This is a genomic window from Burkholderia sp. BCC1998, from assembly GCF_905339875.1.
Lineage (GTDB): Bacteria > Pseudomonadota > Gammaproteobacteria > Burkholderiales > Burkholderiaceae > Burkholderia.
Genome location: NZ_CAJPHE010000010.1, coordinates 146,788 through 172,642, shown reverse-complemented (window position 1 = coordinate 172,642; position 25,855 = coordinate 146,788). Strand labels below are relative to the sequence as shown.

Below are 25,855 nucleotides of genomic sequence, written 5' to 3'. Positions count from 1 at the left end.
GGTGTTTACCAGCAGGCCCCGGCCGATTCGCGCGGCGCGCGGCAGGCGTGCGGAAGGCGTGCGGCTCCCGCCCGGCCCCGCCCGGCGGCGTTCAGGCCGCGGCGGTGGCCAGCCCGGCGCGTGCGGCGGCCGCCTTGCGGGTCTTGCCCGCGCGCGACGGCGGCTGGCACAGGCCGCACACGAAACCTTGATGCGGATCATGCGCATGCGCGACGAAATGGCCACCGCAGCGCGTGCACGGCGTCATCTGCAGCATCCCCGAGTCGAAGAAGCGCACCAGCGTCCACGCGCGCGTGAGACTCAGCGCGGCCTCGTCGCCGGACAGGTTCACGTGCTCCAGATAGAGCCGGTACGCCTTCACGATCGACTGGATCGGCTCGCAGCGGCCGTGGTCCTGCATGAACCGGTAGATGTTGTAGAACAGCGACGAGTGGATGTTCGGCTGCCACGTCATGAACCAGTCGGTCGAGAACGGCAGCATCCCCTTCGGCGGCGACGCGCCCTTCAGTTCCTTGTACAGCTTGATCAGGCGGTCGCGCGACAGGCTCGTCTCCGCCTCCAGCAGTTGCAGCCTGGCGCCCAGTTCGATCAGTTCGATGGCGAGGGTGATTTCCTTCACCTCGATCACGACGCTTTTGCTTGCCATGGTGAATAACCGTCCGCTTGACGTTGTTCGGATGAATCGCCAATACGCCGCCCGCCGACGCGGCGCGCCGGCACGAACGCAAGGCGGGGAGAGATCAGCGGACGCTTTCGACCGGCTGGCCGGCCATCAGGATCGCGGAATGCGCATGCGTGACGACATCGCTGCGGCCTTTGTCGGCGAGCGACGACAGCAGCGCGTGATCGTCGAAGCGGAAACGGCACAACATCTGGTTCGATGCCGCGAGCTTCACGGTCTGGGCGAGCGTGAGGTTCGCGAGCACGTCGGCCAGTTCCTGGGAAACCCCCATGCGGAACATGCCCATCGCCTTGTCTTCCCGCAGCAGGCGCTGCGCGAGGAGGAGGTACGACAGGTTGACCTCTTTGATCTCACTGAGCATTTCGCTGGTGGCGCTCATGATTCCCCCGTTAAGAGCTTTTGCTTTGGCCTTTCATTGTGAAAACGTTTGCTCGATCGGGCGCCTGCTGACGCGCTGCCGGCACGTTTATAGTCTTACAGGGCGAATTCTGGCCAAACGGCATTTATGCCGGTATCAGCGAAGTGGCGCACGCCACGCAGGAATTGTCTGTAAACCGTGTAGGAATTTTTCCGACAAGGCGAATTGAAAGGGAACGAACGGCGGGGGCGAATGGGGCGCGAATGCGTCGGCGATGCGGTCCGCATGGGACGAATCCGGCTGGAGGCCATCCGGCAAGGCTGCCGGAAGTTGAATCGGTAAAAATTATAGTGGTTTTTCATGATAGCGCAACAATTGTGATGGCTATCTCGTTTTATGTTTTCGCACCCTTTTTATCGGGGTTTTCTCGTATTTCATGGTGTAACAAGCCTTAAGTGTTTGAAAAAACACTCGAACCCCTGAAGGCGATATCGATAATGGACTCAAATGGGCGGCGGCGGGAGCCGCGCCGGCCCGCCCCGCAGCTTGCCGCCCGGCGTCCCGCGCACCCCGCCACGGACCCGGCCACGCACCGCAGACAGCGTGCGTCGGCGAGTTCCGCAACCCTGCAGCGGACCAGCATGCGCGCTCGAGCGCTTTGCGCTGGTCGACACCGGAGAACGTCCATGCGTATTGCCCAGATCGCGCCGCTTTACGAAGCTGTCCCGCCGAAACTCTATGGCGGCACCGAGCGTGTCGTGTCCTACCTCACCGAGGCGCTCGTCGAGCTGGGGCACGACGTGACGCTGTTCGCGAGCGGCGACTCCGTCACGTCCGCCCGTCTCGAGGCGGCATGGCCGCGCGCACTGCGGCTCGACCCGTCGATCCGAGACTCGATGGCGCCCCATATGCGCCTGATCGAGCAGGTCGCCCGTGTCGCGCACGAATTCGACGTGCTGCACTTCCACCTCGACTACCTGCCGTTCCCGCTGATGTCGCGCCTCGACACGCCGTACGTGACGACGCTGCACGGCCGCCTCGACCTGCCGGAGCTGCAACCGGTGTTCGACGCGTTCCCGGACGCGCCGGTCGTGTCGATCTCGAACAACCAGCGCAAGCCGCTGCCGCAAGCCGCGTGGGCCGGCACCGTGTATCACGGGCTACCCGACACGCTGCTCACGCCGCAACCGGACGTGAAGCCCGAATATCTCGCGTTCCTCGGCCGGATCTGCCCGGAAAAGCGGGTCGACACCGCGATCCGGATCGCCGCGCAAAGCGGGCTGCCGCTGAAGATCGCCGCGAAGGTCGACAAGGCCGACGCCGACTACTTCAAGGAAGTGATCGAGCCGCTGCTCGGCGAGGCGCATGTCGAATTCATCGGCGAGATCAACGAGGCGCAGAAGCCAGCGTTCCTGTCCGGCGCCAGGGCGCTGCTGTTCCCGATCGACTGGCCGGAACCGTTCGGCCTGGTGATGATCGAGGCGATGGCCTGCGGCACGCCGGTCGTCGCGTTCAACCGCGGCTCGGTGCCGGAAGTGATCGAGGACGGCGTGACCGGCTTCATCGTCGAGGACGTCCAGGGCGCGGTCGGTGCACTGCACCGGATCGACAGCCTGTCGCGCGACGCGATCCGCGCGCGCTTCGATACGCGCTTCAGCTCGAAAGCGATGGCACGGCGCTATGTCGAAACTTACGAATCGCTTTGCGCGACGGCAAAGCGGCCGACCTTGCGTCGCGTCGCGAGCGCGTGACGGCGAAATTCGTCAGAAATATTCGGTGAAATTCGCGCCGAAATCGGCGCGTAAAACCCAAAGGCGCCAAAGAGCCGCAGTCGATGCGGCTCTTTCTTTTTGCGCGCTCATTCGATCAGGAAACGATCGCGGTTTTTTCCGACGATCCAATTCGGCGGCTTGCCGCGCCCGCTCCAGGTTGCACCCGACTTCGGGTCGCGGTATTTCGGGGGGAGCGGTGCCTTTTTCGGCGGACGGCCGCGCCGCGCTCGCTCCGCGAAGCCCAGATCCTGGGCCGTCAGGCCATATTCGGCAATCATTCGCTGGACGTCGGCGATCACCGCCGCCACTTCCTGGCGACGCACGTCATCCGCCTGGGCCTGCAGATCGGCGATCTGCGCCTTGAGTTTCGCGTATTGAGACATTTTTCGGCTCCCTTTTCCATGATGCGGCGCCGGCAGTTCCGGCCGGAACGCCAACACCCGTTACGTCATCCGCACTGCCGCCCTGCCCTTCAAAATTAATGCTGCCATCTTTAACCGAATCGGCTATATCGAGAATGCGGACTTATTCTAATAAAAGCCATTCGTCAGCCATTCGAATTTAACAATCGTTGACCCTCACCCAGCCGATTCATTTCCTATAATCCAGACCAATTCGGGGTGACGGAATAAATCATCCGGTCATCCGTTTGTCTTCAACCCACTTGAACGGGATCCTTACATGAATCTTTCTCAGCGTCTGGCTGCAGAGGTATTCGGCACGTTCTGGCTGGTGCTCGGCGGGTGCGGAAGCGCCGTGCTGGCCGCAGCCTTTCCGGGCCTCGGCATCGGCTTCGCCGGCGTCGCGCTCGCCTTCGGCCTGACCGTGCTGACGATGGCATTCGCGATTGGCCATATTTCGGGTTGCCACCTGAATCCGGCCGTCAGCGTGGGCCTGACGGTCGCCGGCCGCTTCCCGGCACGCGATCTCGCGCCGTATATCGTTGCGCAGGTCGTCGGCGCGACGCTCGGTGCGTTCGTGCTGTACCTGATCGCGACCGGCAAGCCGGGCTTCGACGTCGTCGGCAGCGGCTTTGCGACGAACGGCTTCGGCGAGCGCTCGCCCGGCCACTACTCGCTCGGCGCGGCGTTCATCTGCGAAGTCGTGATGACGGGCTTCTTCCTGTTCGTGATTCTCGGCGCCACCGACAAGCGCGCGCCGGCCGGCTTTGCGCCGATCGCGATCGGCCTGTGCCTGACGCTGATCCACCTGATCTCGATCCCGGTCACCAACACGTCGGTGAACCCGGCCCGCTCGACCGGCCCCGCGCTGTTCGTGGGCGGCGAGGCGATCGGCCAGCTGTGGCTGTTCTGGGTCGCGCCGATCATCGGCGCGGCAATTGCGGGGATCGTCTACCCGCTGATCGCGGGGCGCGACGATGCCGTCGGCCTCGTGCCCGCATCCGCTCGCACTAGCGAATAAAACACTACGGGGTCACGCGAGCAGAGCAGCGAGCCTCACGCTGTCGAACAACATCGAGGCAGGTAATTTGAACGGGCGCCGCTGGCGCCCGTTTTTCATGGCCGCTCAGCTCAGGAAGCGGCGACGCCGTCGCGCGTGCCTTCGAGCGCGAACAGCGTGCGCAGGTGGCGGGCGACGCCCGCATCGAAGTTGTTGCCGATCCGCGGGATGTGCGGCAGGTGCGCGATCAGGTCGGGGTTCGCGTTGTTCATCATGAACGCGTGGCCGGCCGTTTCGAGCAGGTCGATGTCGTTCATGTTGTCGCCGAACGCGATGCAGTGGCCGGCGTCGACGCCGAGTCGCGCGAGCACCGTACGCAGCGCGCGGCCCTTCGACACGTTGGCGGTCATCACTTCGAGACAGTCGGGCAGCGAGTACGTGACGTACAGCGCATCGCCGAACCGCACGCGCATCTGCTCCGCGACCACCGCCAGATCGGCCGGCGCGCCGATGTACAGCACCTTCGCGATGTCGGCGCCGTCGTGCGCGGCCATGTCGATCACGTCGTACCGGAAGCCCGAATCCTGGTGGAATTCGAGCAGGTGCGGCGCGTCGCGGTCGATCAGCCAGCCGCGGTCGGTGAACAGGTTGACGATCACGCGCCCGTGCGCGCCGGTCACGCCCGGCTGCACGAGGCCGCGGACGATCGCGGGATCGATGTCCTGCGCATGGATCGCCGTGTCGTCCGGCGCATGCACACGCGCGCCGTTCGACGTGATCAGGTACGGCCGGATGCCCAGCACGTCGCGGATGCCGGCGACGTCCGCGTAGTGACGCCCCGTCGCGATCACGAACTGCAGGCCGTCGCGGTCGAGCCGGCGGACGGTCTCGATCGTGTACGGATCGAGCTGGTGGTCGCTGTTCAGCAGGGTGCCGTCGAGATCAGTGGCGATGACTTTGTACATGGGGATGGGGGAGTGGCGCGCAGGACGCTGCGGAGCCGTCATTTTAACGTCGTGCCCGGGGGCGCGCCGGGTGGTTGGGAAATGGGGGGCGGGTTTCAGGCCGTTCGGGTTTCAGGCCGTTCGGGTTTCGGTGCGTCGCTGGTTCGGTCGGGGCAGGCTGTTTGCTCGGTTTGCTCGGTTTGCTCCGTCAGCTCGGTCCAGTTTGTCCGCTCAACGTGCCCGCCCGTCGCTTTACCCGATCAGCCCGATCGGCCCGCCCGGTCTGCTCGGCCCACTCATCGCACGCCGCCCATGCGCCCCTCTCACCCCGCTTCAGCCGCCCTCAACGCCTGCAGCGCGAGCCGCAGCGCGCCGTGCGCGGAATCGTCGAGCGGCGCGCGCAGCCGCGCCGCATGGCGTGCCGGCACGGCCGGTGCCAGCGCGTCGGCCAGCCCGCCGCACAACGCGACCGGCAGCGCCTGCTGCGGATCGAGCGCGTCGATCATCTTGCCGATCTCGTCGCCGGCCTGCGCGATCAGCGCCGCCGCATAAGAATGGTCGCGGTGCGCGAAGACGATCGGCGCGAGGCGCGCGTAGATCGTCTGGTTCGCATCGCACGACCACTGGACGAGCGCGTCGCGATCGTGCGCGCCCGTTTCCGCGAGCAGCGCGCCGGCAAACGCGTCGCGCGGCACGCGGCCGTCGAGCGCCTGCTGCGCGTACGCGAGCGCGCGCATGCCGAGCCACGCGCCGCTCGCCTCGTCGCCGGACGGAAAGCCGAAGCCGCCCGCGATGCGGCAGTCGCCCGCCGCGTCGAGCGCCGCCGCGATGCTGCCCGTACCGAGCGCGACGATGAGCCCCGGCGCACCGCCGTGCGCGCCGACGACGGTCGTATAAGCGTCGCTTTCGATCGCCAGTGCGTCGAGCGGCGCCTGCGCGCGGAACGCGGCGAGCCACGCGGCATTGTTGACGCCCGCGAGCCCGCAGCCGAGCGCGCACTGCGACCAGTCGAACGCGAGCCCCGCCCGCGTGAATGCGTCGGCACAGGCCGCGCCGATCGATGCCCACGCGCGCTCGATGCCGAGGCCGAGCCCCGACGGGCCGCCGCGCCCCTGCGCGAGTTCGCGCCCGTGCCGGTCGGCGAGTACCACGCGGGTACCCGTGCCGCCGCCGTCGATGCCGATCGCAAAAAGGAATGCCGTCATGCGTTGATCCTGCTGATTCGAACAGGCGCCAAGCTTAACCGGATCGGCGCCGCGCGCCCATCTGCCGTTCGGCCAGCTATACCGTGAATGGGCGTTCCGCTATGCTGGCACGATCGAATCGACACTGGAACGAGGCCGGCGATGTCGCAGCGGTGCAATTGGGTAAAGACGGAAGCGGATGCTCACTATCACGATACCGAGTGGGGCGTGCCGTCGCATGACGATCGCCATCTGTTCGAAATGCTGATTCTCGAAGGCGCGCAGGCGGGGCTGTCGTGGTCGACGATCCTGAACAAGCGCGCCGGCTATCGCGAGGCGTTCGCCGACTTCGATGTCGACGCGGTCGCGCGCTTCACGCCGAAGCGCATCGAGAAGCTGCTCGAGAACCCCGGCATCGTCCGCAATCGCGCGAAGGTGGAATCCGCGGTCACCAATGCACGGGCCGTGCAGCGCATTCGCGAGGATCACGGATCGCTCGCGCAATTCCTGTGGTCGTTCGTCGACCACACGCCGGTCCAGAACGCGTGGCAGTCGTATCGCGACGCGCCCGCGTCGACTGCCCAGTCGGATGCGCTCAGCAAGGCGCTGAAGGAGTACGGCTGCAAATTCGTCGGCTCGACGATCTGCTATGCGCTGATGCAGGCGACCGGGATGGTCAACGACCATGAGACCGGTTGCCCGTGTCACGCCCAATGCGCGGCGCTCGGCGGCAAGCAGCAGCCGGCACGGCGCCGCAAGGCGGGCTGACGGCGAAGCTCACGGGCTGGTCGGCTTGCCGCACCGGCACGTCAGCACGCGCCGCCAGGTGATCCGCGCAAGGCGAGCCCGAACGCGGCGCCGATTTCCCGGTGAACACGTCGGCGGCCTTGCCCCGTTGGCTGCCGGCGGAACCGCCGTGCGGCCATTCGACCGTCCGGCAGTCGATCGGCCACTTTTCCGCCACGATCTGCAACCTTTTCCGGCCCCGAAAAGCAAAACGGCGGAGCGGCTTCTTTCGAAGCACGCTCCGCCGTTTCGCGGCGAACCGTAGACGCTCTTAGTGGAGCTTCTTCGGCAGCATCTGGCTGCGCAGGCGCTTGTGCAGGCGCTTGACGGCTGCTGCCTTCTTGCGCTTGCGGACTGCGGTCGGCTTTTCGTAGGACTGGCGTTCGCGCAGTTCAGCGATCAGGCCATTTTTTTCGATAGCACGGCGAAAGCGGCGAATCGCCACTTCGAACGGCTCGTTTTCCTTCAGAAGAATCGTCGTCATGTCGTTCCTAAATTGCTTAAACGGTCAAAAACGTAGCGGCCAAGCGCCACGCACCGGCCATCCGGGCGTCCCCACAACAGGCGAAACGAGCGGAAATACGGCCTCGGAGGCCGGAAAAGAGAGGCACAAAGCACCGCGGGTACGCTTCACAAGCCGCGTGCAGCGCCGCGTTTGACTGCCAGCAGGAATGCCGAGACGGCATAGGCGTGACAGAAAATCTCAATTCAGCCCGCCATCATACCAGTTAAACGCAGCTTCGCCTACAGGTTTACCGCTTTTCCGTTGCAATTCAGCACGAGCCGCTCACCACGTCCGATCGGCGAAGGCCAGGCGCGCCCTCCCATGCGTGCCGACCTCACTGCCCGACGAAGCGCATTGCCGCGCCACGATGCGCCGCACCCCACCGAGGCGACACGCACGAGACACGTGCGCGGCATCGCGCCGCAAGAATAGTGTTCGATGCGGCCCTAAAGTTTCCCCGAATCAGCGCCGACAACCAGGAAAGGCGGGCAGCGCGGGACACGGAAAGCGCGACGCCGAACCCCGAATCCAGTCAATCAAACGGCGTTTTCCAAACGAGGATCCAAATGCTGAACATCAACACCAACATCTATTCGCAGACCGCTCAAACGAACCTCTCGTCGACGCAGAACGCGCTGTCGCAAGCGATCAACCGCCTGTCGTCGGGCAAGCGCATCAACTCCGCGGCAGATGATGCGGCAGGCCTCGCGATCTCGACGACGATGCAAGCGTCGATCAACGCATACACGCAGGGTGTGTCGAACGCGAACAACGCCGTGTCGATGGCTCAGACCGCATCGAGCGGCCTGTCGGCAATCACCGCCAACCTGCAGCGTATCCGCCAGCTCGCTGTTCAGGCATCCGATTCGTCGATCGGCACCGCTGCTGCAAGCAACCTCGACACCGAAGTGCAAGCGCGTATCACCGAAATCGGCCGTATCGCGAGCCAAACGACGTTCAACGGCATCAACCTGCTCGACGGCACCGCGAACAACGCAGGCACGCCGCTGACCTTCCAGATCGGCGAAAAGTCCGGCCAGCAACTGTCGCTCGACCTGAGCGGCAAGTACGACACGACGACGCTCGCCCTGACCGGCGGCGTGACGACCGTCACCGCCGCGCAAACGATGATGAACACGATCGACACCGCGCTCGGCACCGTCAACACCGCGCAAGCTCAGCTCGGTTCCGACATCAACATCTATCAGGCAGCGATCTCGCAGACCACGGCGCAATCGACGAACCTGAACGCAGCAAGCGCGCAGATCACCGACGCGAACTTCGCGCAGGAGACCGCCAACCTGTCGAAGGCACAGGTGCTGCAACAAGCCGGCATTTCGGTTCTCGCACAAGCGAACTCGATGCCGCAGCAAGTGCTGAAGCTCCTGGGCTAAGCACGCCGGACGGCGCGCGCCGCGGGATCGCGAACGACGCGGCGGCGCCATCGGAACGGGAACGCCCTTCCTCCCAATGCTTATCCGATTACGTCGGGTAAGCATTTTGCTTTTCGTGCTTCGCGCATTACGTCGCCCTGCCCGACCGTTGCGCAGGACTAATCTCATCGAATGGAGTCCTACATGTCGACGACTACCACCACATCGGCGAACAGCGCACTGGCGGCAGCCGCCCAATCGATCATCAGCGGTGTGACGAATTCGAACACGGACGTCTCGTCGCTCGTGTCCGCGCTGGTCGCAGCGAAGACGGCCGCACAAACGACCCAGAACACCAATCGGCAAACGCTCGACAACACGACGCTGTCCGCGATCGGTTCGCTCAAGTCGTCGCTTTCGTCGCTGCAAAGCGCACTGTCCGGCCTTACGGACGGCTCGGCGCTGTCAAAATTCACGGCATCCGCGAGCGGCAGCGGCCTCACGGCCACGACGTCGACGGGGGCGGTCGCGGGCAGCTATTCGGTCGCAGTGACGCAGGTAGCGACGGCGCAAAAGCTCTCGTCGATCACGGGAATTCCATCGACGAACCAGGTCGGCACCGGCAACCTGACGATCCAGCTCGGCAGCGGCACGCCGATGACCGTCGCGATCAAGTCCGGCACCAACACGCTCGCCGACATCGCAAATGCGATCAACACGGGAAGCGGCAATCCGGGCGTGACCGCCACGGTCGTCACCGGCACGGACGGCTCGCACCTCGTGCTGACGTCCAACGTCACGGGCGCGGCGAACACCATCAAGGTGTCGACCAATTCGACGGACGGGCTGGCTGCGCTGGCAACCGTCGATAACACGGGCGCAGCGACAAACAATTACAACGAGACGATCCCCGCGCAGGACGCGCAGCTTTCGATCGACGGCACCAGCGTGGTTAGCGCGAGCAACACCATCACGGGCGCGATTACGGGCGTGACGATCAACCTGTCTGCTTCGTCGGCCAAGACGACCCAAACGCTCTCGGTCTCGCCGGACAACACCTCCGCCACCAATACGATCAACGCGTTCGTCTCCGCATACAACTCGTTCGTCAGCACCGCATCGTCGCTGTCGAGCTTCAATTCGAGCGCAGCCGCCGGTAGCCAGGGGGGCCCGCTCATCGGCGACTCGATGCTGAATTCGATCGTCAACACGCTGGCCACCAAGGTGGCCCAGGGCGTAACGAGCGGCGGCAGCACGATCAGCCTGAGCGCGATCGGCCTCAATCTTCAGCCGGACGGCACGCTCAGCGTCGACAGCGCGGCCCTGTCGTCGGCGCTGGCGAACAATCCGTCATCCGTGGCGACCGCGTTCAACGCGACCAACGGCGTAGGCGCGACGCTCAACAGCAACATCACGACATTCCTGCAGACGGGCGGCATCATCGACACGCGCGTCACGGCGTTGAACCAGGATCTCGCCGCTGCGAAAACGCAGGCCACGGCGCTGCAGGCATACGCCAGCCAGCTCACCGATCAGTACAATACGCAATTCACCGCGCTCAATACGCTGATGGCAAAGATGCAAAACAATTCGCAGTACCTGACGCAACTGTTCGGCGGCACCAACAGCGCGGGCGCGCTGGCCACGAACAAGGCATAGCGGCAGGCGATGCCGCGGCCGGATCAACATGGGAGAGAACATGACGACGGACCCGATCACTCTGCTGGAGCGCGTGTGGTCGCTCACGCAGGCAATCGAACATGCGGCATCGATGGCCGACTGGCCGGGCGCGGCGAGCCTCGTCGAACAGCGCTCGCCGCTGCTGATGTCCCTGGCCGCCCCGCAATCGCCCGACGCGCTGGCGATCCTGAAGCGCATCGAGGCGATCGACGCGGCCGTGATGGCGGACGCACAAACGACACAACGGGAGCTGCAGGCCGAGTTCAAGACGGCCATCGGCCGCACGGAAGCAGCGCTGCAATATCAGCGGATCGCGGGTTTCTAAACGAACGCCCCGGTGCCCGCCGCGCCTGATGATCTCGCGTCATCGCCCGGCGGGAATCGCTCGCCGGGCGAGCGGATTCCACTCATTACCGGTTCATCGTGTTTACCGTCATCATCGCCACCCACGACCGGCCACTGCTGCTGCGCCGGACGTTGCAGTCCCTGATCGACCAGACGTGGCAGGACTTCACCGTCATCGTCGTCTCCGATAGCGCGACATACATGCCGCCATTCGAGGAGCTTTCCGCATTGCAGGGGCGCTACCTCCACGTGATCCGCAGCGGCGCGCCCGGGCCGGCCGAAAGCCGCAACATCGGACTCTCGCTCGCCAAATCGCGCTACGTCATGTTCCTCGACGACGACGACACGCTTGAGCCGACGCACCTCGACGCGCTGGCCCGAAGCATCGGCGCCGACGAGCCGGAAATCGTGTTTTGCGATTTCAAGGTGTGTTACGAGGATCGCACGACGCATCCGCCACGCACGACCTCGATCGAAACGGTGCGCATCGGCGATGTCGACGCGGACAGCGTCTACGTGCTGAATCGCGCGCCGAACAGCTGCATCGCGTATCGCGACGACGTCGTCGCGCGCGTCCGATATGCGACCGATCTCGAGATTTACGAAGACTGGGACTTCCTGCTCGCGTGTCTTTCCGGACGCGCAATGGTTCATGTCCCGCTCAGCTCAGTCGTCATTCACAAGAGCCCGGCCGGCGCGCAGGAGAATATGCGACGCGGCAATACACGCGACGACCTGATCGCCTCGACGATGCTCGCGCTTTACCAGCGGCATCCAGCCCCCAATACGGACGTCCGCCTGAACCGCCAGCGGCTGATGGCTTCGGCGGGCATCGTGCTGGATCTCGACCACTTCTGACCTGCGGCGCGATCCGGCGATCGGCCTGCCCGGGGAGGCGGCCGACCGGCGCGCCGATCAGTCCAGCGCGCCGACGAGACGCGAAAAATGCGCCTCGAGATTGTTGACGAATCGCGGCGTGTCGAACAATACGCCATCCCTGCGCTCGGCGTTCAGCACCTTTCGCAGGCGCTCGCACTCATCCGGCGCACTGGCGAGCGCCACCGCCTTCTCCTCGTATGCCTGCAGATCGTAGGTGATCAATTCCTCGATGCCCGCGGCGGACAACATCGCACCCGCCATCCGCGATGCGAAGCTCCTGCCCGAGAGTGTCAGAACCGGCAGCCCCATCCAGAGCGCGTCGTTCGCCGTCGTGCCGGCGTTGAACGGGAAGGAATCGAGGAACAGATCCGCGACCGCAAACCGGGCAAGATAATTCTCGGGCGAGACGCGAGACGCAAACACGAGGCGTCCGCCGTCGATGCCGTGTCTGGCCGCTTCCTTTCGCAGATTGGCTTCGGCCCATGGATTGTCGGCAAGCAACCAGAGCACGCTTGCCGGCACCCGCTGCAGGATCCGCATCCAGGCGCCGAACACCTCGGGCGTGAACTTGTAATTGTTGTTGAACGAACAAAAGACGAAGCCGTCTTCCGGCAGGCCGCAGCTTGCGCGCGACGGCGCCGGCGCACTGACCCGCTTGCGATCGCTGACCTGGTAGATGTCCGGCATGTACAGCGGCTTCTCCGAGTAGAAGTGCGCGTACGCTTCCGGAATCAGGAACCGGTCGGCGATCACATAATCGATGTACGGCAGGCCGGTCGTGGCCGGCAAGCCCAGATACGTGATCTGGATGGGCGCCGGCCGATAGGCAAGCAAGTCCGTGCGTGCGCCGAGCGTCTGCCCGTGCAGGTCAACGACGATGTCGATCTCGTGTTCACGGATCAGCCGAGCGGCGGCCTCGTCGCTCATCGCGTCGATGCGATGGAAATGATCCATCGACTGGATAATCCGCTTGCGCAGCGCGGAGCCGTCGTCGCGCGACCAGCAATAGCCGTACACCTCGAAACGCCGCCGGTCGTGCAATTCGAACAGCTCGGCCGTGAGCATCGAAACGGGATGCAGACAGAAATCCGACGAAAGATACGCGATCCTGATCTTCTCGTGACCGTATGCCTTCTTGCCGGACAATGCGGGCACGTCGACGTTGATCTTGGTGTCGACGTAATGCCGGGCCGCCGACAATTGCTCCGCCGGATCGTCCGACTGGCTGATCATCGCCAGCGCGGAAGTCGACTGTCGCATGAGGTCCGGATCGACGCCCTCGACGGGCGCAAACACGGGCCACTCGCACTGCTTGCCCCGCAGGAACACCCAGTGGTGCAGCACGTCCGGCTGGTTCGGCTCCATCCGCAAACTTTCCGTCAGGCACGCCAGCGCATCGGCGTAACGCCGCTGGTTTTCATGGACGCGCCCGAGGTTGTTGAGCGCGGACAGCCGCAGCGGCCGTTGCTCGGGATGATCAGCCGACGCGTGCTCCACGACCCACGTCCATTCCGCGATCGCCGTGTCGAGCTCGTTGATGCGCTCACACATGACACCCAGATTGAAATGCGGATGAATGAAATCGGGCGCGAGCTCGATGGCCGTGTAGTGTGCCTTTTTCGCGGCCTCGATGTCATTGGCGTTGAAAAGCGCGACGCCAAGGTTGAAGTACACGAAATGATTGAACGGCGCGACGTTGCGCTCGAGCCAGGTCCGGTAAAGGACCGCCGCCAGCTCGAACTGCCGGTTCGCTTCGAGCGCGCCCGCGCGCTCGAAGAGACCCGTCATGTCGATCTTGCCGTGCCACGCGAGCAGAAGATCGGCAGCAAAATTTTCTTCAGACGAAACCATGACTTCACTCATACGCAATACCGTAAAGTACGGCAGTCCGCCGGACGGCTGCCCGTCAGCCGCCGCGCGGGCACGACGGCGCGCCGCCTCCTCGCCTGCCCGTGACGCGCGGCTGCCGCCACGTCACGCGTGGCCGGCAGTTTAACCTGCCAGTACTCACGCCTTGCCCGATGCCGGCGAGGCGGGATGGCGCCGGGAACCCCGGCGCCATGCAACGCGACTGATCAGAAGTGGAGCTGCTGGATCTGATCGGTCGTCATTGCCCCCACCTGCGCCGACGTCAGCGCATGCACCTGGGTCGTCGTGAACGCAGCCACCTGATCGGTCGTCAGGTTATGCACCTGGGCCGTCGTCAGCGCAATCACCTGGCTCGTCTTCAACGCCACGATCGACGCCGTGGACAGCGCCGCGGTCTGCGTCGTCGTCAGCGCCGCGAGGTCAGCCGTCGTCAGTGCCGCCACCTGCCCCGTCGTCAGCGCCTTGACCTGATCGGTCGACAGGCCGTTCTGTACCTGGGCCGTCGTCAGCGACGCGATCTGCGTGTAGCTCAGTGCTGCCGCCTGAGCCGTCGTCAGGTTCTGCAGCTGGTCCGTGCGCAGTGCCGCAACCTGATTCGTCTTCAGCGCGGCCACGTCAGCCGTCGTCAGCGCGCTCGATTGCGCCGTCGTCAGCGCCACGACGTCGGCCGTCGTCAACGCGGCCGCCTGCGCGGTCGTCAGCGCCTTGACCTGGTCGGTCGTCAGGCCGTTCTGCACCTGATTCGTCGTCAACGCAGCCACTTGCGCGGTCGTCAGCGCGCCGGCCTGCGCCGTGCTCAGGTTGGCGATCTGCGCCGTCGTCAGTGCCGCGACCTGCGTCGGCTTCAGCGCCGCGAAGGCGGCCGTCGTCAGCGCGTTCACCTGATCGGTCGTCAGCGACTTGACCTGATCGGTCGTCAGCGACGTCACCTGCGCGCTCGTCAGTGCCTTGACCTGGTCGGTCGTCAGGTTCTGCACCTGCGTCGTCGTCAACGCTGCGATCTGCGTCGCCTTCAGCGCCGCGACGTCGGCCGTCGTCAACGCCGACGCCTGCGCGGTCGTCAGCGCCGCGACGTCAGCCGCCGTCAGTGCCGCTGCCTGCCCCGTCGTCAGCGCCTTGACCTGATCGGTCGACAGGCCGTTCTGTACCTGGGCCGTCGTCAGCGATGCGATCTGCGTGTAGCTCAGTGCTGCCGCCTGAGCCGTCGTCAGGTTCTGCAGTTGGTCCGTGCGCAGTGCCGCAACCTGATTCGTCTTCAGCGCGGCCACGTCAGCCGTCGTCAGCGCGCTCGATTGCGCCGTCGTCAACGCGGCGACCTGCGCGGTCGTCAACGACGCCGCCTGTGCGGTCGTCAGCGCCTTGACCTGGTCGGTCGTCAGGCCGTTCTGCACCTGATTCGTCGTCAACGCAGCCACTTGCGCGGTCGTCAGCGCGCCGGCCTGCGCCGTGCTCAGGTTGGCGATCTGCGCCGTCGTCAGTGCCGCGACCTGCGTCGGCTTCAGCGCCGCGAAGGCGGTCGTCGTCAGCGCGTTCACCTGATCGGTCGTCAGCGACTTGACCTGATCGGTCGTCAGCGACGTCACCTGCGCGCTCGTCAGTGCCTTGACCTGGTCGGTCGTCAGGTTCTGCACCTGCGTCGTCGTCAACGCTGCGATCTGCGTCGCCTTCAGCGCCGCGACGTCGGCCGTCGTCAACGCCGACGCCTGCGCGGTCGTCAACGCCGCGACGTCAGCCGCCGTCAGTGCCGCTGCCTGCCCCGTCGTCAGCGCCTTGACCTGATCGCTCGACAGGCCGTTCTGCACCTGAGCCGTCGTCAGCGCCGCCACCTGCGCGCTCGTCAGCGCACCTTCCTGCGCCGCGCTCAGATTGGCGATCTGCGCCGTCGTCAGTGCCGCGACCTGCGTCGGCTTCAGCGCCGCGAAGGCGGCCGTCGTCAGCGCGTTCACCTGGTCGGTCGTCAGCGCCGCGACTTGCGCCGTCGTCAGCGCGCCCGCCTGCGCGGTCGTCAGCGCCTTGACCTGATCGGTCGTCAGGTTCTGCACCTGCGTCGTCGTCAGCGCGACGATCTGGGGCGTTTTCAGCGCCGCGATGTTCGCCGTCGACAGCGCCGTGACTTGCGCCGTCGACAGCGCCGTTACGTCAGCGGCCGTCAGCGCCGCGGCCTGTGCGGTCGTCAGCGCCTTGACCTGATCGGTCGTCAGGCCGTTCTGCACCTGACTCGTCGTCAGCGCGGCCACCTGCGCGGTCGTCAATGCACCTTCCTGCGCCGCGCTCAGATTGGTGATCTGCGTCGTCGTCAGCGCCGCGACCTGCGTCGGCTTGAGCGCCGCGAACGCGGCCGTCGTCAGCGCGTTCACCTGGTCCGTCGTCAGCGCCGCCACTTGCGCCGTCGTCAACGACTGCGCCTGCGCGGTCGTCAGCGCCTTGACCTGATCGGTCGTCAGGTTCTGCACCTGGGCCGTCGTCAGCGCCACAATCTGGCCCGTCTTCAGCGCCGCCACGGCGGACGTCGTCAGTGCGGTCGCTTGCGCGGTGGACAACGCCGTCACGTCAGCCGCCGTCAGCGCCGCGGCTTGCGCGGTCGTCAGCGCCTTGACCTGATCGGTCGTCAAGCCGTTTTTCACCTGCGCGGTCGTCAATGCCGCGACCTGGGCGGTCGTCAGCGCGCCTTCCTGCGCCGCGCTCAGGTTGGTGATCTGCGTCGTCGTCAGCGCCGCCACCTGCGTCGGCTTCAGCGCGGCGAATGCGGCCGTCGTCAGTGCGTTCACCTGGTCCGTGCTCAGCGCCGCGATCTGCGCCGTGGTCATGGCCGACGCCTGCGCCGTCGTCAGCGCCTTGACCTGATCGGTCGACAGGCCGTTCTGCACCTGCGCCGTCGTCAGCGCGGCGATTTGCGTGCTCGTCAGCGCCGCAGCCTGAGCAGTCGTCAGGTTCTGCACCTGGGCCGTCGTCAGCGCCGCAATCTGAGTCGCTTTCAACGCGACCACATCGGCCGTCGTCAGCGCGCTCGACTGCGCCGTCGTCAGCGCGGCGACCTGCGCCGTCGTCAACGCCGCGGCCTGCGCCGTCGTCAGCGCCTTGACCTGGTCGGTCGTCAGGCCGTTCTGCACCTGATTCGTCGTCAGCGCCGCCACCTGCGCGCTCGTCAGCGCACCTTCCTGCGCCGCGCTCAGATTGGCGATCTGCGCCGTCGTCAGTGCCGCGACCTGCGTCGGCTTCAGCGCCGCGAACGCGGCCGTCGTCAGCGCATTCACCTGATCGGTCGTCAGCGCCGCCACTTGCGCCGTCGTCAGCGAGGCCGCCTGCGCGGTCGTCAGCGCCTTGACCTGATCGGTCGTCAGTTTCTGCACCTGCGTCGTCGTCAACGCAGCGACCTGGTTCGTCTTCAGCGCCGCGACATCGGCCGTCGTCAGCGCCGTGACTTGCGCCGTCGTCAGCACCGCGACGTCGGCCGTCGACAAGGCAGCGGCCTGCGCCGTCGTCAGCGCGTGAATCTGGTCCGTCGTGAGGCCGTTCTGTGCCTGGCTGGTCGTCAGCGCCGCCACTTGAGCGCTCGACAGCGCACCGGCCTGGGGCGCGCTCAGCTTCGAGAGTTGATCGGACGTGAGTGCTGCAATCTGGTTCGTCTTGAGCGCGGCAATGTCCGCCGTATTCAGCGAGCCGAGCTGGTCGGAGCCGAGAATCGCGACAGCCGTCGTGCTGAGGCTGACGACTGCCGACGTGGTCAGCGCAGCCACCGAGTCGGTCGTCAGCGCCTTGACCTGGTCCGTCGTCATTGCACCGATGTCAGTCCCTGTAAGCGCGTGCGCCTGCGCCGTCGTAAGCGCCGCGATTTGCGCCGTAGACATGCCCGTTACGATCGAAGTCATGCTTCATCCTTTCCAAGTTCGTTGTTCAGAAGCGGCATGTCCGAGACTGCCCCCCGTCAGCCGACGCTTTACTTTGATTTGGCCCTATCCTGCACCCGACTGATTAACGACCATGGAGCGACAAACTTTAGATAGATCAGGCGATCGATCGCATGTCACCGGGACATGCGCGAGACGCTGCCGATGCAGCGGCAGGGTTTGAATGCGTTCTGAAAGATTTCACGAGCGCGTGACGGCCATTTCGCACCCGGCGTCGGCGGGTGGCTGCGCGCGCAATGGGCTTGCGTTGAAGTGAAGCGGCGGAAGCGTCTGGATCGCTCGCGCACGGGCTAGCGGCGCGGCGCAAGCTGCCGTATCAGTGACTCGCGCGCTGTCGATGCCCGAGCCAACCGGCGCGCGTTGCCCTCACGTTGCCCTGGTCAGGCACGCGAGATGAACGATCAAAAAAAGGGAATCGATACGAAGAATGCTCGATCAGGCTTGGTGCGCCCGGCTGGGATCGAACCAGCAACCCCTGCCTTCGGAGGGCAGTACTCTATCCATTGAGCTACGGGCGCATATGACAGTGACGACAGTGAAACGACCCCAATAAACTGGCCGCCCACCATTGACAAGACCGCAAGGATACCCGGTTTCCCAAAACGCGTCCACCTTGCCCGCCGAAACCCCGTCAGGCCCGCAATTCGTGCGGGTAAACACGCGCCTTCGCGCCGCTCGCCGTGATGTAAACGTTCCGTCTATAATCGTCCGGACTCATTGGATCGCCAGCCATTTTGCCGTTGCACCGCGCTCACAATTCCTAATCACGGAGACGAGGCAAGCATGAGCGAAGCACCCCACGAATCTCCCGTCAAAACCCCCGGGCAGCTGATTGCCGTCGTCATCGCCTCATTCGCGATTCCGATCGCCCTGATTGTCCTGTTTGCCACCTATGCCAACCATGCGTTCCGTTCGGGCGCGGGCACGGATGCGCTATCCGACGAACAGGTCGCCGCGCGGATCGCACCGCTCGCTAAAGTCGACGTGAAGGACGCCAATGCGCCCCGCACGTACAAGACCGGCGAGGAAGTCTACAAGGCCGTGTGCGTGACCTGTCACGGCACGGGCGCCGCCGGCGCGCCGAAGTTCGGCAACAAGGACGACTGGGCACCGCGCATCTCGCAGGGCTTCGACACGCTGCTGAAAACGGCGCTGTCGGGCAAGGGCGCGATGCCGCCGCGCGGCGGCACGAGCCCCGACGACGTCAGCGACTATGAAATCGCGCGTGCGATCGTTTACATGGCGAACAACGACGGCGCGAACTTCCCCGAGCCGGCTGCCCCGGCCGCCAACGCGGCCTCGGCGGCGAGCGGCGCGGCGGGTGCGGCAGGCGCCTCGGGCGCCGATGCATCGAACGCGCAGGCCGCCGCTGCAATGGCCGCGATCGCCGCGATTCCGAAGGCCGGCGAAAAGCCCGCGGCCGCGCCGACCAGCGCCGACGCCGCCTCCGCCGGCAAGGCGCTGTACACGCAGGTCTGCCAGGCGTGCCACGCGGCCGGCGTGCTCGGCGCGCCGAAGTTCGGCAGCAAGGAAGACTGGGCGCCGCGCCTGAAGGACTCGATGGATACCGTCTACAACTACGCGCTGCACGGCAAGGGCGCGATGCCGCCGAAGGGCGGGGCGAACGCGTCCGACGCCGACGTGAAGGCGGCCGTCGACTACATGGTCAACGCGTCGAAGTAACGCCTGCCGGCCAGAAAAAACCCCCGCGGCGCACACGCATCGCGGGGGTTTCGTTTATCCGGATCGCCCGGGCGCCAGGGCGCCGAAGCGCACCGCCTCACTTCTGCAACAGCGCCTTCAGGCTCGCGAGCCGGTCCTTCGGCGTCATCGGCGCTTCCTCCGGCGTCGGCGGCGGCGCTTCGTCGAGCCCCATCTCGGGAATGAAGCGCGACGGCTCGCACACGACCGTCTCGCGCGCCCGCTTGCGCTTCTTGCACCAGTTCAGGTGCAGGCTGCGCTGCGCGCGCGTGATCGCGACGTACATCAGGCGGCGCTCCTCCTCGATCCGCTCGTTGTCGATCGGGCCGTCGTCCTCGCTGCCGCCGCGGTGCGGCATGATGCCCTCCTCGACGCCGACCAGGAACACGTGCGGATACTCGAGCCCCTTCGACGCATGGACGGTCGACAGCCGCACGGCGTCCGGATCCTCGTCCTTGCCTTCGAGCATCGACATCAGCGCGACGGTCTGGATCAGGCCGAGCAGGTTCTTGCCGGTATCCGCAAGCCCGTCCGCGTTGTGGAAGCCGTCGGCCTCGCCGTCGACGGCTTCGGTCTCGGGCTTGGTGCCCTTGCGCTTCAGCCATTCGAGGAATTCGAGCACGTTCTGCCACTTCGACTGCGCCTGCCGCTCGTCGAACGCGTCGTACAGGTAGGCCTCGTAGTGGATGGCCTCCATCATGTCGTCGAGCACGACGGTCGCGGGCTCCTTGTCCGCGCGATCGGTCAGGCGCTGGATGAAGTCGCAGAACATCCTGAGCGGCTCGACCTGCCGCGCGGACAGCCGCGCCTCGATCCCGCCCATGTACACGGCCTCGAACAGCGACACCTTCGCCTGGCCCGCGAACGAGCCGAGCGCCTCGAGCGTCGTGTTGCCGATGCCGCGGCGCGGCGTCGTGACCGCGCGGATGAACGCGGGATCGTCGTCGGCGTTCGCAATCAGCCGCAGGTACGCGCACAGATCCTTGATCTCGGCCTTGTCGAAGAACGACTGGCCGCCCGACAGCACGTATGGAATCCGCTCGCGCCGCAGCACCTGCTCGAAGATCCGCGCCTGGAAGTTGCCGCGATACAGGATCGCGTAGTCGCGGAACTGCGCGCGCCGCTCGAATTTGTGCGCGGACAGCCGGAACACGACCGATTCGGCCTCATGCTCCTCGTCGTTGCACGGCGTGACGGTGATCGAGTCGCCCATCCCGTGCTCGGACCACAGCTTCTTCTCGAACAGCTTCGGGTTGTTCGCGATCACGTTGTTGGCAGCGGTCAGGATCCGCACCGTCGACCGGTAGTTCTGCTCGAGCTTGATCACGTGCAGCTTCGGGAAATCCTTGCCGAGCTGCGCGAGGTTCTCGAGCGTAGCGCCGCGCCAGCCGTAGATCGCCTGGTCGTCGTCGCCCACCGCCGTGAACGCGGCGCGCGGGCCGGCGAGCAGCTTCAGCAGCTCGTACTGGCACGCGTTGGTGTCCTGGTATTCGTCGATCAGCAGGTAGCGCAGCTTGTTCTGCCAGCGGTCGCGCACCTGCTCGTTCTTCGCGAACAGCTCGGCCGGCAGGCGGATCAGGTCGTCGAAGTCGACCGCCTGGTACGCATGCAGCGTCGCGACGTAGTTGCGGTAGACCAGCGCCGCCTGATGCTCGTCCTCGTTGGCCGCGATCGTCATCGCCTCCTCGGGCATGATCAGGCCGTTCTTCCACAGCGAGATGGTGCTCTGGATCTTGCGGATCAGGCCCTTGTCGGTGGTGCCGATCTGCTCCTGGATCATCCCGAAGCAGTCGTCCGAATCCATGATCGAGAACTGCGGCTTCAGGCCGACGTGCTCGGCCTCCTGGCGCAGGATCTGCACGCCGAGCGAGTGGAACGTACACACGGTGAGCTGGTTGACGGGCACCTTGCGGCCTTCCTTGCCGGGCGTGGTGAGCGTCTTGCCCTCGAGCAGCTTCGACACGCGCTCGCGCATTTCGGCGGCGGCCTTGTTCGTGAACGTGACGGCCGCGATGTGGCGCGGCTCGAAGCCTTTCGCTTCGATCAGGTGCGCGATCTTCTGCGTGATCACGCGGGTCTTGCCGCTGCCCGCGCCGGCGAGCACGAGGCAGGGACCGTCGAGGTAGCGCACCGCTTCGTTCTGAGCGGAGTTGAGGCCTGCGGACATGATGGCGGATGATGTTGCGGTTGACGGCGAACGCCGGGAGGATGCCGCGCGCGACGGGCCTGGAATGCAGGCGGACACGCGGGGCAGGACGCGCATGTTAACACGTCGGCGACGCGCTTTTCGGGAGCGCCGCCGGACGGGGCCGGGCGGGCAGGCGGTCGTTTCTCGGGCGGGCGTGTGCCGGCTTTTCGTGCGGGCAAGCTGCCGTTTCGCCTTCTTGTCGGGTTCTTTATCCAGTCCTCGCCGATCCTTGTCCGGACGGCCAATCCGGCCCCATCCACGGCCCGATCGGTCACAATGGGCGGCCGTCGCGGTGGCAAGCCCGCGGCGGGACGCGCCCCCAACGCCGCCCGCGGGGTCGATGCGCGCAGCGCCGGCGGCCCGACGCAAATTGCGGGCTGCGGCCGCGCGCATGCCGTGTCCTGCCGGGCATTTTGCCGAACGCGTCGGTGTGCGCCGCCGCGCCATGCCAAAATAGCCGGTCGTCCTCGCGCCCCAGCGGCGCGCCCTCTTTTCGTTTCGTACGCAGCCAGGGATTGCCATGTCGTCATTGCTCAGGATTGGTTTGATGGGTTTCGGTTTCGCCGGCGCGACGTTCCACGCGCCCGTGATCACCACGAGCGGCCGCACCGAGGTCGCCGCGATCGCGACGGGGCAACCCGATCGCGCGCGCGCCGCCTTTCCGGGCGCCCGCATCGTCCCCGATCTCGACACGCTGCTCGGCCTCGACGATATCGACTGCGTGGTGATCGCCACGCCGAACGACACGCACTTCGCGCTCGCGCGCCAGGTGCTCCAGGCCGGCCGCCACGTCGTCGTCGACAAGCCCGTCACGCTCACGGCCGACGAAGCGCTCGCGCTCGCGCGGCTCGCGAATGCGCGCAGCCGCCTGTTCGCACCGTTCCACAACCGCCGCTGGGACGGCGACTTCCTCACCGTGCGCCGCATCGTCGAATCCGGCGAACTCGGCCGGCTCACCTATTTCGCGTCGCACTTCGACCGCTTCCGGCCGACGCCGCGCACGCGCTGGCGCGAGGAGCCCGCACGCGGCGGCGGCCTGCTGCTCGATCTCGGCCCGCACCTGATCGATCAGGCGCTCGCGTTGTTCGGGCTGCCGGAAACGGTCAGCGCCACGGTCAAGACACGCCGCGACAACGGCACGGCGCCCGATTTCGTACACCTGCTGCTCGGTTATCCGGACAAGGACGTCGCGCTGCACGCGAGCGCGCTATCGGCGATCGAGCCCGCGCGCTTCACGCTGCACGGCACGCGCGGCAGCTACCAGAAGTTCGGGCTCGACACGCAGGAAGACCAGTTGAAGGCCGGCCTCACGCCGGATCACGTCGAGTTCGGCGGCGGCAACCCGCCCGGCGTGCTGCGCGTGCTCGACGGCGAGGTCGAGGTCGAGCGGCCGGTGCCGACGCTCGACGGGCAGTACGCGGAGTTCTATCGCGCGCTCGCCGCGTCGGTCCACGACGGCGCGCCGTTCCCGGTCACGCCGCAGGACGCCGTCGACGTGATGACGATCATCGAGCTCGCCGCGCAGAGCGAGCACGAAGGCCGCCGGGTACCGTTCGTGCGTCGTACCGTCTGACGGCCGCGGGCCGGGTCGTCGCCCCGGCCGCAGCCGCCACCTCGCGCCGCGCCCGGCTGCGCGCCCCCGTCAGCCGCCACGGCGCCACGATCCCGAACATTCCGTTACAAATGGTGCGGGAACGAAAGTCAGCGGTCGTCCGGTCTGACGCGTTTCTCAAAAAGTCGATCCGACACCAAACCGTCAGGAGAATGTGATGCAACGGTTGATTCGCGCAGCGGCATGCTGCGTCCTGGTTTCCTCGCTCGCGGCCTGCGTCGTGCAGCCGCAGCGGCCGGCCCGACAGGCGCCCCCGCCCCCGCCGCGGCCGAATCCGCAGGTCGTCGCGAACGATCGCCTGCAGGAGGTCCAGGGCCGGATCGACAACCTGCACCGCCGCATCGACGCGCGCGTGAACGGCGGCTACTACCCGCCGCCGTACGGCGCGCAGCTGCACCACCGCCTCGACGTGATCCGCCAGGAAGCGAACGACATGTCGGGCCAGCACAACGGCGGCCTGTCCGGCGACGAGCAGCGCGTGCTGAACCAGGAACTCGACACGGCCGCGCGCGCGATCGGCGAGTAATCCCGGCCATGCCGGCGCCCGCCGGTGCCGGCAGAAGCGGCGGCGCCGCACGCCGCCGCTTGTCGCGAAGCGACATTCTTTTGCTCAAATTGACAATGCCCACCCGCTCGCGTACAGTCGCCCGCACGCGTCGGGAGAGCGTGTGACCGCGTAGCAGCAACGCCGGTCGCGCCGCCGAAGGGGCACACCCGCAAACTCTCAGGCAAAAGGACCGACCGCGTCGGGGAATCCCGTCCGCGCATTGCGCGGGCCGCACTCCCCGCACTCTGGAGAGCGGCAGTAGCCCGCAGCACATTGGCTGCGCGGGCAGGCTGCCCACCGAAGGGGCGCGCGTTCGCCGGCTCGTGGCCGCGGCGCAATCTCTCAGGTATCGAGGACAGAGGGGCATGTACCGGATCGTTTCGCAGGCCCCAAGGCCGCGACGGTCGGCACATGGCCGTTCTGACCCGCGCGCAAGCGCCTTGCCTGAGGCCTCGATGACTGCACTGAATCAAACCCCGCTCAACGCCGCGCACCGCGCGCTCAATGCCCGCATGGTCGACTTCGGCGGCTGGGACATGCCCGTCAACTACGGCTCGCAGATCGAAGAACACGAAGCCGTGCGCACCGACGCCGGCATGTTCGACGTGTCGCACATGTGCGTCGTCGATTTCACCGGCAGCCGCGTGCGCGCGTTCTTCGAGCACGCGATCGCGAACAACGTCGGCAAGCTCAAGATCCCCGGCAAGGCGCTCTACTCGTGCCTGCTCAATCCGCAGGGCGGCGTCATCGACGACCTGATCGTCTATTACTTCACCGAAGACTTCTTCCGCGTCGTCGTCAACGCCGGCACGGCCGAGAAGGACATCGCGTGGTTCAACCAGCTCAACGAACAAGGCGGCTACGGCCTGACCATCGCGCCGCGCCGCGATTTCGCGATCGTCGCCGTTCAGGGCCCGAACGCCCGTGAAAAGGTCTGGACGACGGTGCCCGCCGCGCGCGCCGCGACCAGCGAGCTGAAGCCGTTCAACGCCGCGCAGGTCGCCGGCACGCCGTTCGGCGACCTCACCGTCGCGCGCACCGGCTACACGGGCGAAGACGGCTTCGAGGTGATCGCCCCGGCCGTGCACGTCGAAGCGCTGTGGAACGCGCTCCAGCAAAACGGCGTGCGCCCGTGCGGGCTCGGCGCGCGCGACACGCTGCGCCTCGAGGCCGGCATGAACCTGTACGGCCAGGACATGGACGACACCGTGTCCCCGCTCGACGCGGGCCTCGCATGGACGGTCGACCTGTCGGCGCCGCGCGAGTTCGTCGGCCGCGCCGCGCTCGAGGCAAACGGCACGCGCGCCGCGTTCGTCGGCCTGATCCTGCAGAAGGAAAACGGCAAGGCAGGCGGCGTGCTGCGCGCGCACCAGAAGGTCGTCACGCCGCACGGCGAAGGCGAGATCACGAGCGGCACGTTCTCGCCGTCGATGCAGGAGTCGATCGCATTCGCGCGCGTGCCGGCGGCCGTCCAGGTCGGCGACACGGTCCATGTGCAGATTCGAGACAAGCAACTTCCCGCGCGCGTGGTAAAACTGCCGTTCGTGCGCAACGGCAAGGTCCTCGCTGCGTAACGACCGGGAGGCGACCGGGAGGCCGCCTGCCGCGAAGCCGGGAAATGGCGCCCGGCGCAACCACACCCGGCGCGCCCCGGCGGCGCGCCAGCATAACGAACACACCCTTTTATCCAGGAGCATCCGATGAGCAACGTCCCGGCCGATCTGAAGTACACCGACGAACACGAGTGGGTCCGCACCGAAGCCGACGGCACGCTGACGGTCGGCATCACCGATCACGCGCAGAGCACGCTCGGCGACATCGTCTTCCTCGAGCTGCCGCAAGTCGGCAAGTCGGTGAACGCGGGCGACGCCGTCGGCGTCGTCGAATCGGTGAAGGCGGCATCCGACATCTACTCGCCGGTGTCCGGCGAAGTCGTCGCCATCAACGAAGAAGCCGCCGACTCGCCGGAAGAAGTGAACAGCGACGCATACGGCGTGTGGCTCTTCAAGATCAAGCTCGCGGCCGGCGCGTCGACCGACAAGCTGATCGACGCTGACGCCTACAGCAAGCTGATCGACTAATTTTCCTTACCCGAACCGCGCGGGGCCGGCCTCGGCCCGC

Annotated in this window: 21 protein-coding genes, 1 tRNA gene and 2 riboswitches; of the genes, 12 read left to right on the top strand and 10 right to left on the bottom strand. The window is 66.2% G+C overall.

The window, feature by feature from the left end; translation table 11 throughout:
- Positions 1-91 precede the first annotated feature (91 nt).
- A complete protein-coding gene (gene flhC / locus U5A56_RS19290) occupies positions 92-646 on the bottom strand; it encodes a flagellar transcriptional regulator FlhC (protein ID WP_124520474.1) in 555 nt (184 codons plus the stop codon).
- A gap of 94 nt (positions 647-740) precedes the next feature.
- Positions 741-1,061, bottom strand: a complete 321-nt coding sequence (flhD, locus tag U5A56_RS19285) for a flagellar transcriptional regulator FlhD (protein WP_014895554.1) — start codon at positions 1,059-1,061, stop codon at positions 741-743.
- Positions 1,062-1,726: 665 nt separating this feature from the next.
- On the opposite strand from flhD, the gene U5A56_RS19280 reads away from it, so the two are divergent.
- Entirely contained in the window at positions 1,727-2,791 is a 1,065-nt protein-coding gene (locus tag U5A56_RS19280) for a glycosyltransferase family 4 protein (RefSeq protein ID WP_321924012.1), read from the top strand.
- A gap of 107 nt (positions 2,792-2,898) precedes the next feature.
- Here U5A56_RS19280 and U5A56_RS19275 read toward each other — a convergent pair whose 3' ends face one another.
- The gene (locus tag U5A56_RS19275) at positions 2,899-3,195 is read right to left on the bottom strand and encodes an H-NS histone family protein (RefSeq protein ID WP_006489320.1); all 297 of its coding nucleotides are present in this window, start codon (positions 3,193-3,195) and stop codon (positions 2,899-2,901) included.
- Positions 3,196-3,493: 298 nt separating this feature from the next.
- Here U5A56_RS19275 and aqpZ point away from each other — a divergent pair, with 298 nt between their 5' ends.
- The gene (gene aqpZ / locus U5A56_RS19270) at positions 3,494-4,234 is read left to right on the top strand and encodes an aquaporin Z (RefSeq protein WP_044849180.1); all 741 of its coding nucleotides are present in this window, start codon (positions 3,494-3,496) and stop codon (positions 4,232-4,234) included.
- 110 nt (positions 4,235-4,344) lie between these two features.
- On the opposite strand, the gene U5A56_RS19265 is transcribed toward aqpZ, so the two are convergent.
- Both U5A56_RS19265 and U5A56_RS19260 read right to left on the bottom strand, forming a co-directional pair.
- On the bottom strand, positions 4,345-5,178 hold the full coding sequence (locus U5A56_RS19265) for a Cof-type HAD-IIB family hydrolase (protein ID WP_321924010.1): 834 nt from the start codon (positions 5,176-5,178) through the stop codon (positions 4,345-4,347).
- A gap of 302 nt (positions 5,179-5,480) precedes the next feature.
- Complete coding sequence (locus tag U5A56_RS19260; RefSeq protein ID WP_321802068.1) at positions 5,481-6,362, bottom strand: BadF/BadG/BcrA/BcrD ATPase family protein; 882 nt, start codon at positions 6,360-6,362, stop codon at positions 5,481-5,483.
- Between the two features lie 141 nt (positions 6,363-6,503).
- On the opposite strand from U5A56_RS19260, the gene U5A56_RS19255 reads away from it, so the two are divergent.
- Positions 6,504-7,109: a DNA-3-methyladenine glycosylase I gene (locus U5A56_RS19255; RefSeq protein WP_124486856.1), complete on the top strand. Its 606-nt coding sequence runs from the start codon at positions 6,504-6,506 to the stop codon at positions 7,107-7,109.
- Positions 7,110-7,398: 289 nt separating this feature from the next.
- On the opposite strand, the gene rpsU is transcribed toward U5A56_RS19255, so the two are convergent.
- The gene (rpsU, locus tag U5A56_RS19250) at positions 7,399-7,611 is read right to left on the bottom strand and encodes a 30S ribosomal protein S21 (protein WP_006401410.1); all 213 of its coding nucleotides are present in this window, start codon (positions 7,609-7,611) and stop codon (positions 7,399-7,401) included.
- Between the two features lie 587 nt (positions 7,612-8,198).
- Between rpsU and U5A56_RS19245 the strand changes: the two genes are divergently transcribed.
- From U5A56_RS19245 to U5A56_RS19230, 4 genes are all read left to right on the top strand, one after another.
- A complete protein-coding gene (locus U5A56_RS19245; protein ID WP_321924008.1) occupies positions 8,199-9,026 on the top strand; it encodes a flagellin in 828 nt (275 codons plus the stop codon).
- A 171-nt stretch (positions 9,027-9,197) separates the two neighbouring features.
- The gene (fliD, locus tag U5A56_RS19240; protein WP_044849185.1) at positions 9,198-10,664 is read left to right on the top strand and encodes a flagellar filament capping protein FliD; all 1,467 of its coding nucleotides are present in this window, start codon (positions 9,198-9,200) and stop codon (positions 10,662-10,664) included.
- Between the two features lie 40 nt (positions 10,665-10,704).
- On the top strand, positions 10,705-11,010 hold the full coding sequence (locus U5A56_RS19235) for a flagellar protein FliT (protein WP_044849186.1): 306 nt from the start codon (positions 10,705-10,707) through the stop codon (positions 11,008-11,010).
- 98 nt (positions 11,011-11,108) lie between these two features.
- Entirely contained in the window at positions 11,109-11,888 is a 780-nt protein-coding gene (locus U5A56_RS19230; protein ID WP_321924006.1) for a glycosyltransferase family A protein, read from the top strand.
- 57 nt (positions 11,889-11,945) lie between these two features.
- On the opposite strand, the gene U5A56_RS19225 is transcribed toward U5A56_RS19230, so the two are convergent.
- The 3 genes from U5A56_RS19225 to U5A56_RS19215 all read right to left on the bottom strand — a co-directional run bounded on the left by U5A56_RS19225 (position 11,946) and on the right by U5A56_RS19215 (position 18,204).
- Positions 11,946-13,697, bottom strand: a complete 1,752-nt coding sequence (locus U5A56_RS19225; protein WP_321924082.1) for a tetratricopeptide repeat protein — start codon at positions 13,695-13,697, stop codon at positions 11,946-11,948.
- A 287-nt stretch (positions 13,698-13,984) separates the two neighbouring features.
- Complete coding sequence (locus U5A56_RS19220) at positions 13,985-17,554, bottom strand: heme utilization protein (protein WP_321924004.1); 3,570 nt, start codon at positions 17,552-17,554, stop codon at positions 13,985-13,987.
- A 574-nt stretch (positions 17,555-18,128) separates the two neighbouring features.
- Positions 18,129-18,204: transfer RNA gene (locus U5A56_RS19215), tRNA-Arg, on the bottom strand.
- A 265-nt stretch (positions 18,205-18,469) separates the two neighbouring features.
- Here U5A56_RS19215 and U5A56_RS19210 point away from each other — a divergent pair.
- Entirely contained in the window at positions 18,470-19,369 is a 900-nt protein-coding gene (locus U5A56_RS19210) for a c-type cytochrome (RefSeq protein WP_321924002.1), read from the top strand.
- A 97-nt stretch (positions 19,370-19,466) separates the two neighbouring features.
- Here the strand turns inward: U5A56_RS19210 and U5A56_RS19205 are convergent, their stop codons facing one another.
- A complete protein-coding gene (locus U5A56_RS19205; protein ID WP_124486852.1) occupies positions 19,467-21,554 on the bottom strand; it encodes a UvrD-helicase domain-containing protein in 2,088 nt (695 codons plus the stop codon).
- Between the two features lie 541 nt (positions 21,555-22,095).
- Here U5A56_RS19205 and U5A56_RS19200 point away from each other — a divergent pair.
- The 4 genes from U5A56_RS19200 (at position 22,096) to gcvH (ending at position 25,815) form a co-directional block, all read left to right on the top strand.
- Positions 22,096-23,148: an oxidoreductase gene (locus U5A56_RS19200; RefSeq protein ID WP_321924001.1), complete on the top strand. Its 1,053-nt coding sequence runs from the start codon at positions 22,096-22,098 to the stop codon at positions 23,146-23,148.
- 196 nt (positions 23,149-23,344) lie between these two features.
- Entirely contained in the window at positions 23,345-23,713 is a 369-nt protein-coding gene (locus tag U5A56_RS19195) for a hypothetical protein (protein ID WP_044848372.1), read from the top strand.
- A gap of 121 nt (positions 23,714-23,834) precedes the next feature.
- Positions 23,835-23,938: riboswitch (glycine riboswitch) on the top strand.
- Positions 23,939-23,969: 31 nt separating this feature from the next.
- A riboswitch (glycine riboswitch) is annotated at positions 23,970-24,103 on the top strand.
- Between the two features lie 86 nt (positions 24,104-24,189).
- Positions 24,190-25,308 carry a glycine cleavage system aminomethyltransferase GcvT gene (gcvT, locus tag U5A56_RS19190; protein WP_321924000.1) on the top strand — a complete coding sequence of 373 codons (1,119 nt, stop codon included), beginning with the start codon at positions 24,190-24,192 and terminating at the stop codon, positions 25,306-25,308.
- A 126-nt stretch (positions 25,309-25,434) separates the two neighbouring features.
- Positions 25,435-25,815 carry a glycine cleavage system protein GcvH gene (gene gcvH, locus U5A56_RS19185; RefSeq protein WP_044848374.1) on the top strand — a complete coding sequence of 127 codons (381 nt, stop codon included), beginning with the start codon at positions 25,435-25,437 and terminating at the stop codon, positions 25,813-25,815.
- The last annotated feature ends 40 nt before the right edge of the window (positions 25,816-25,855 follow it).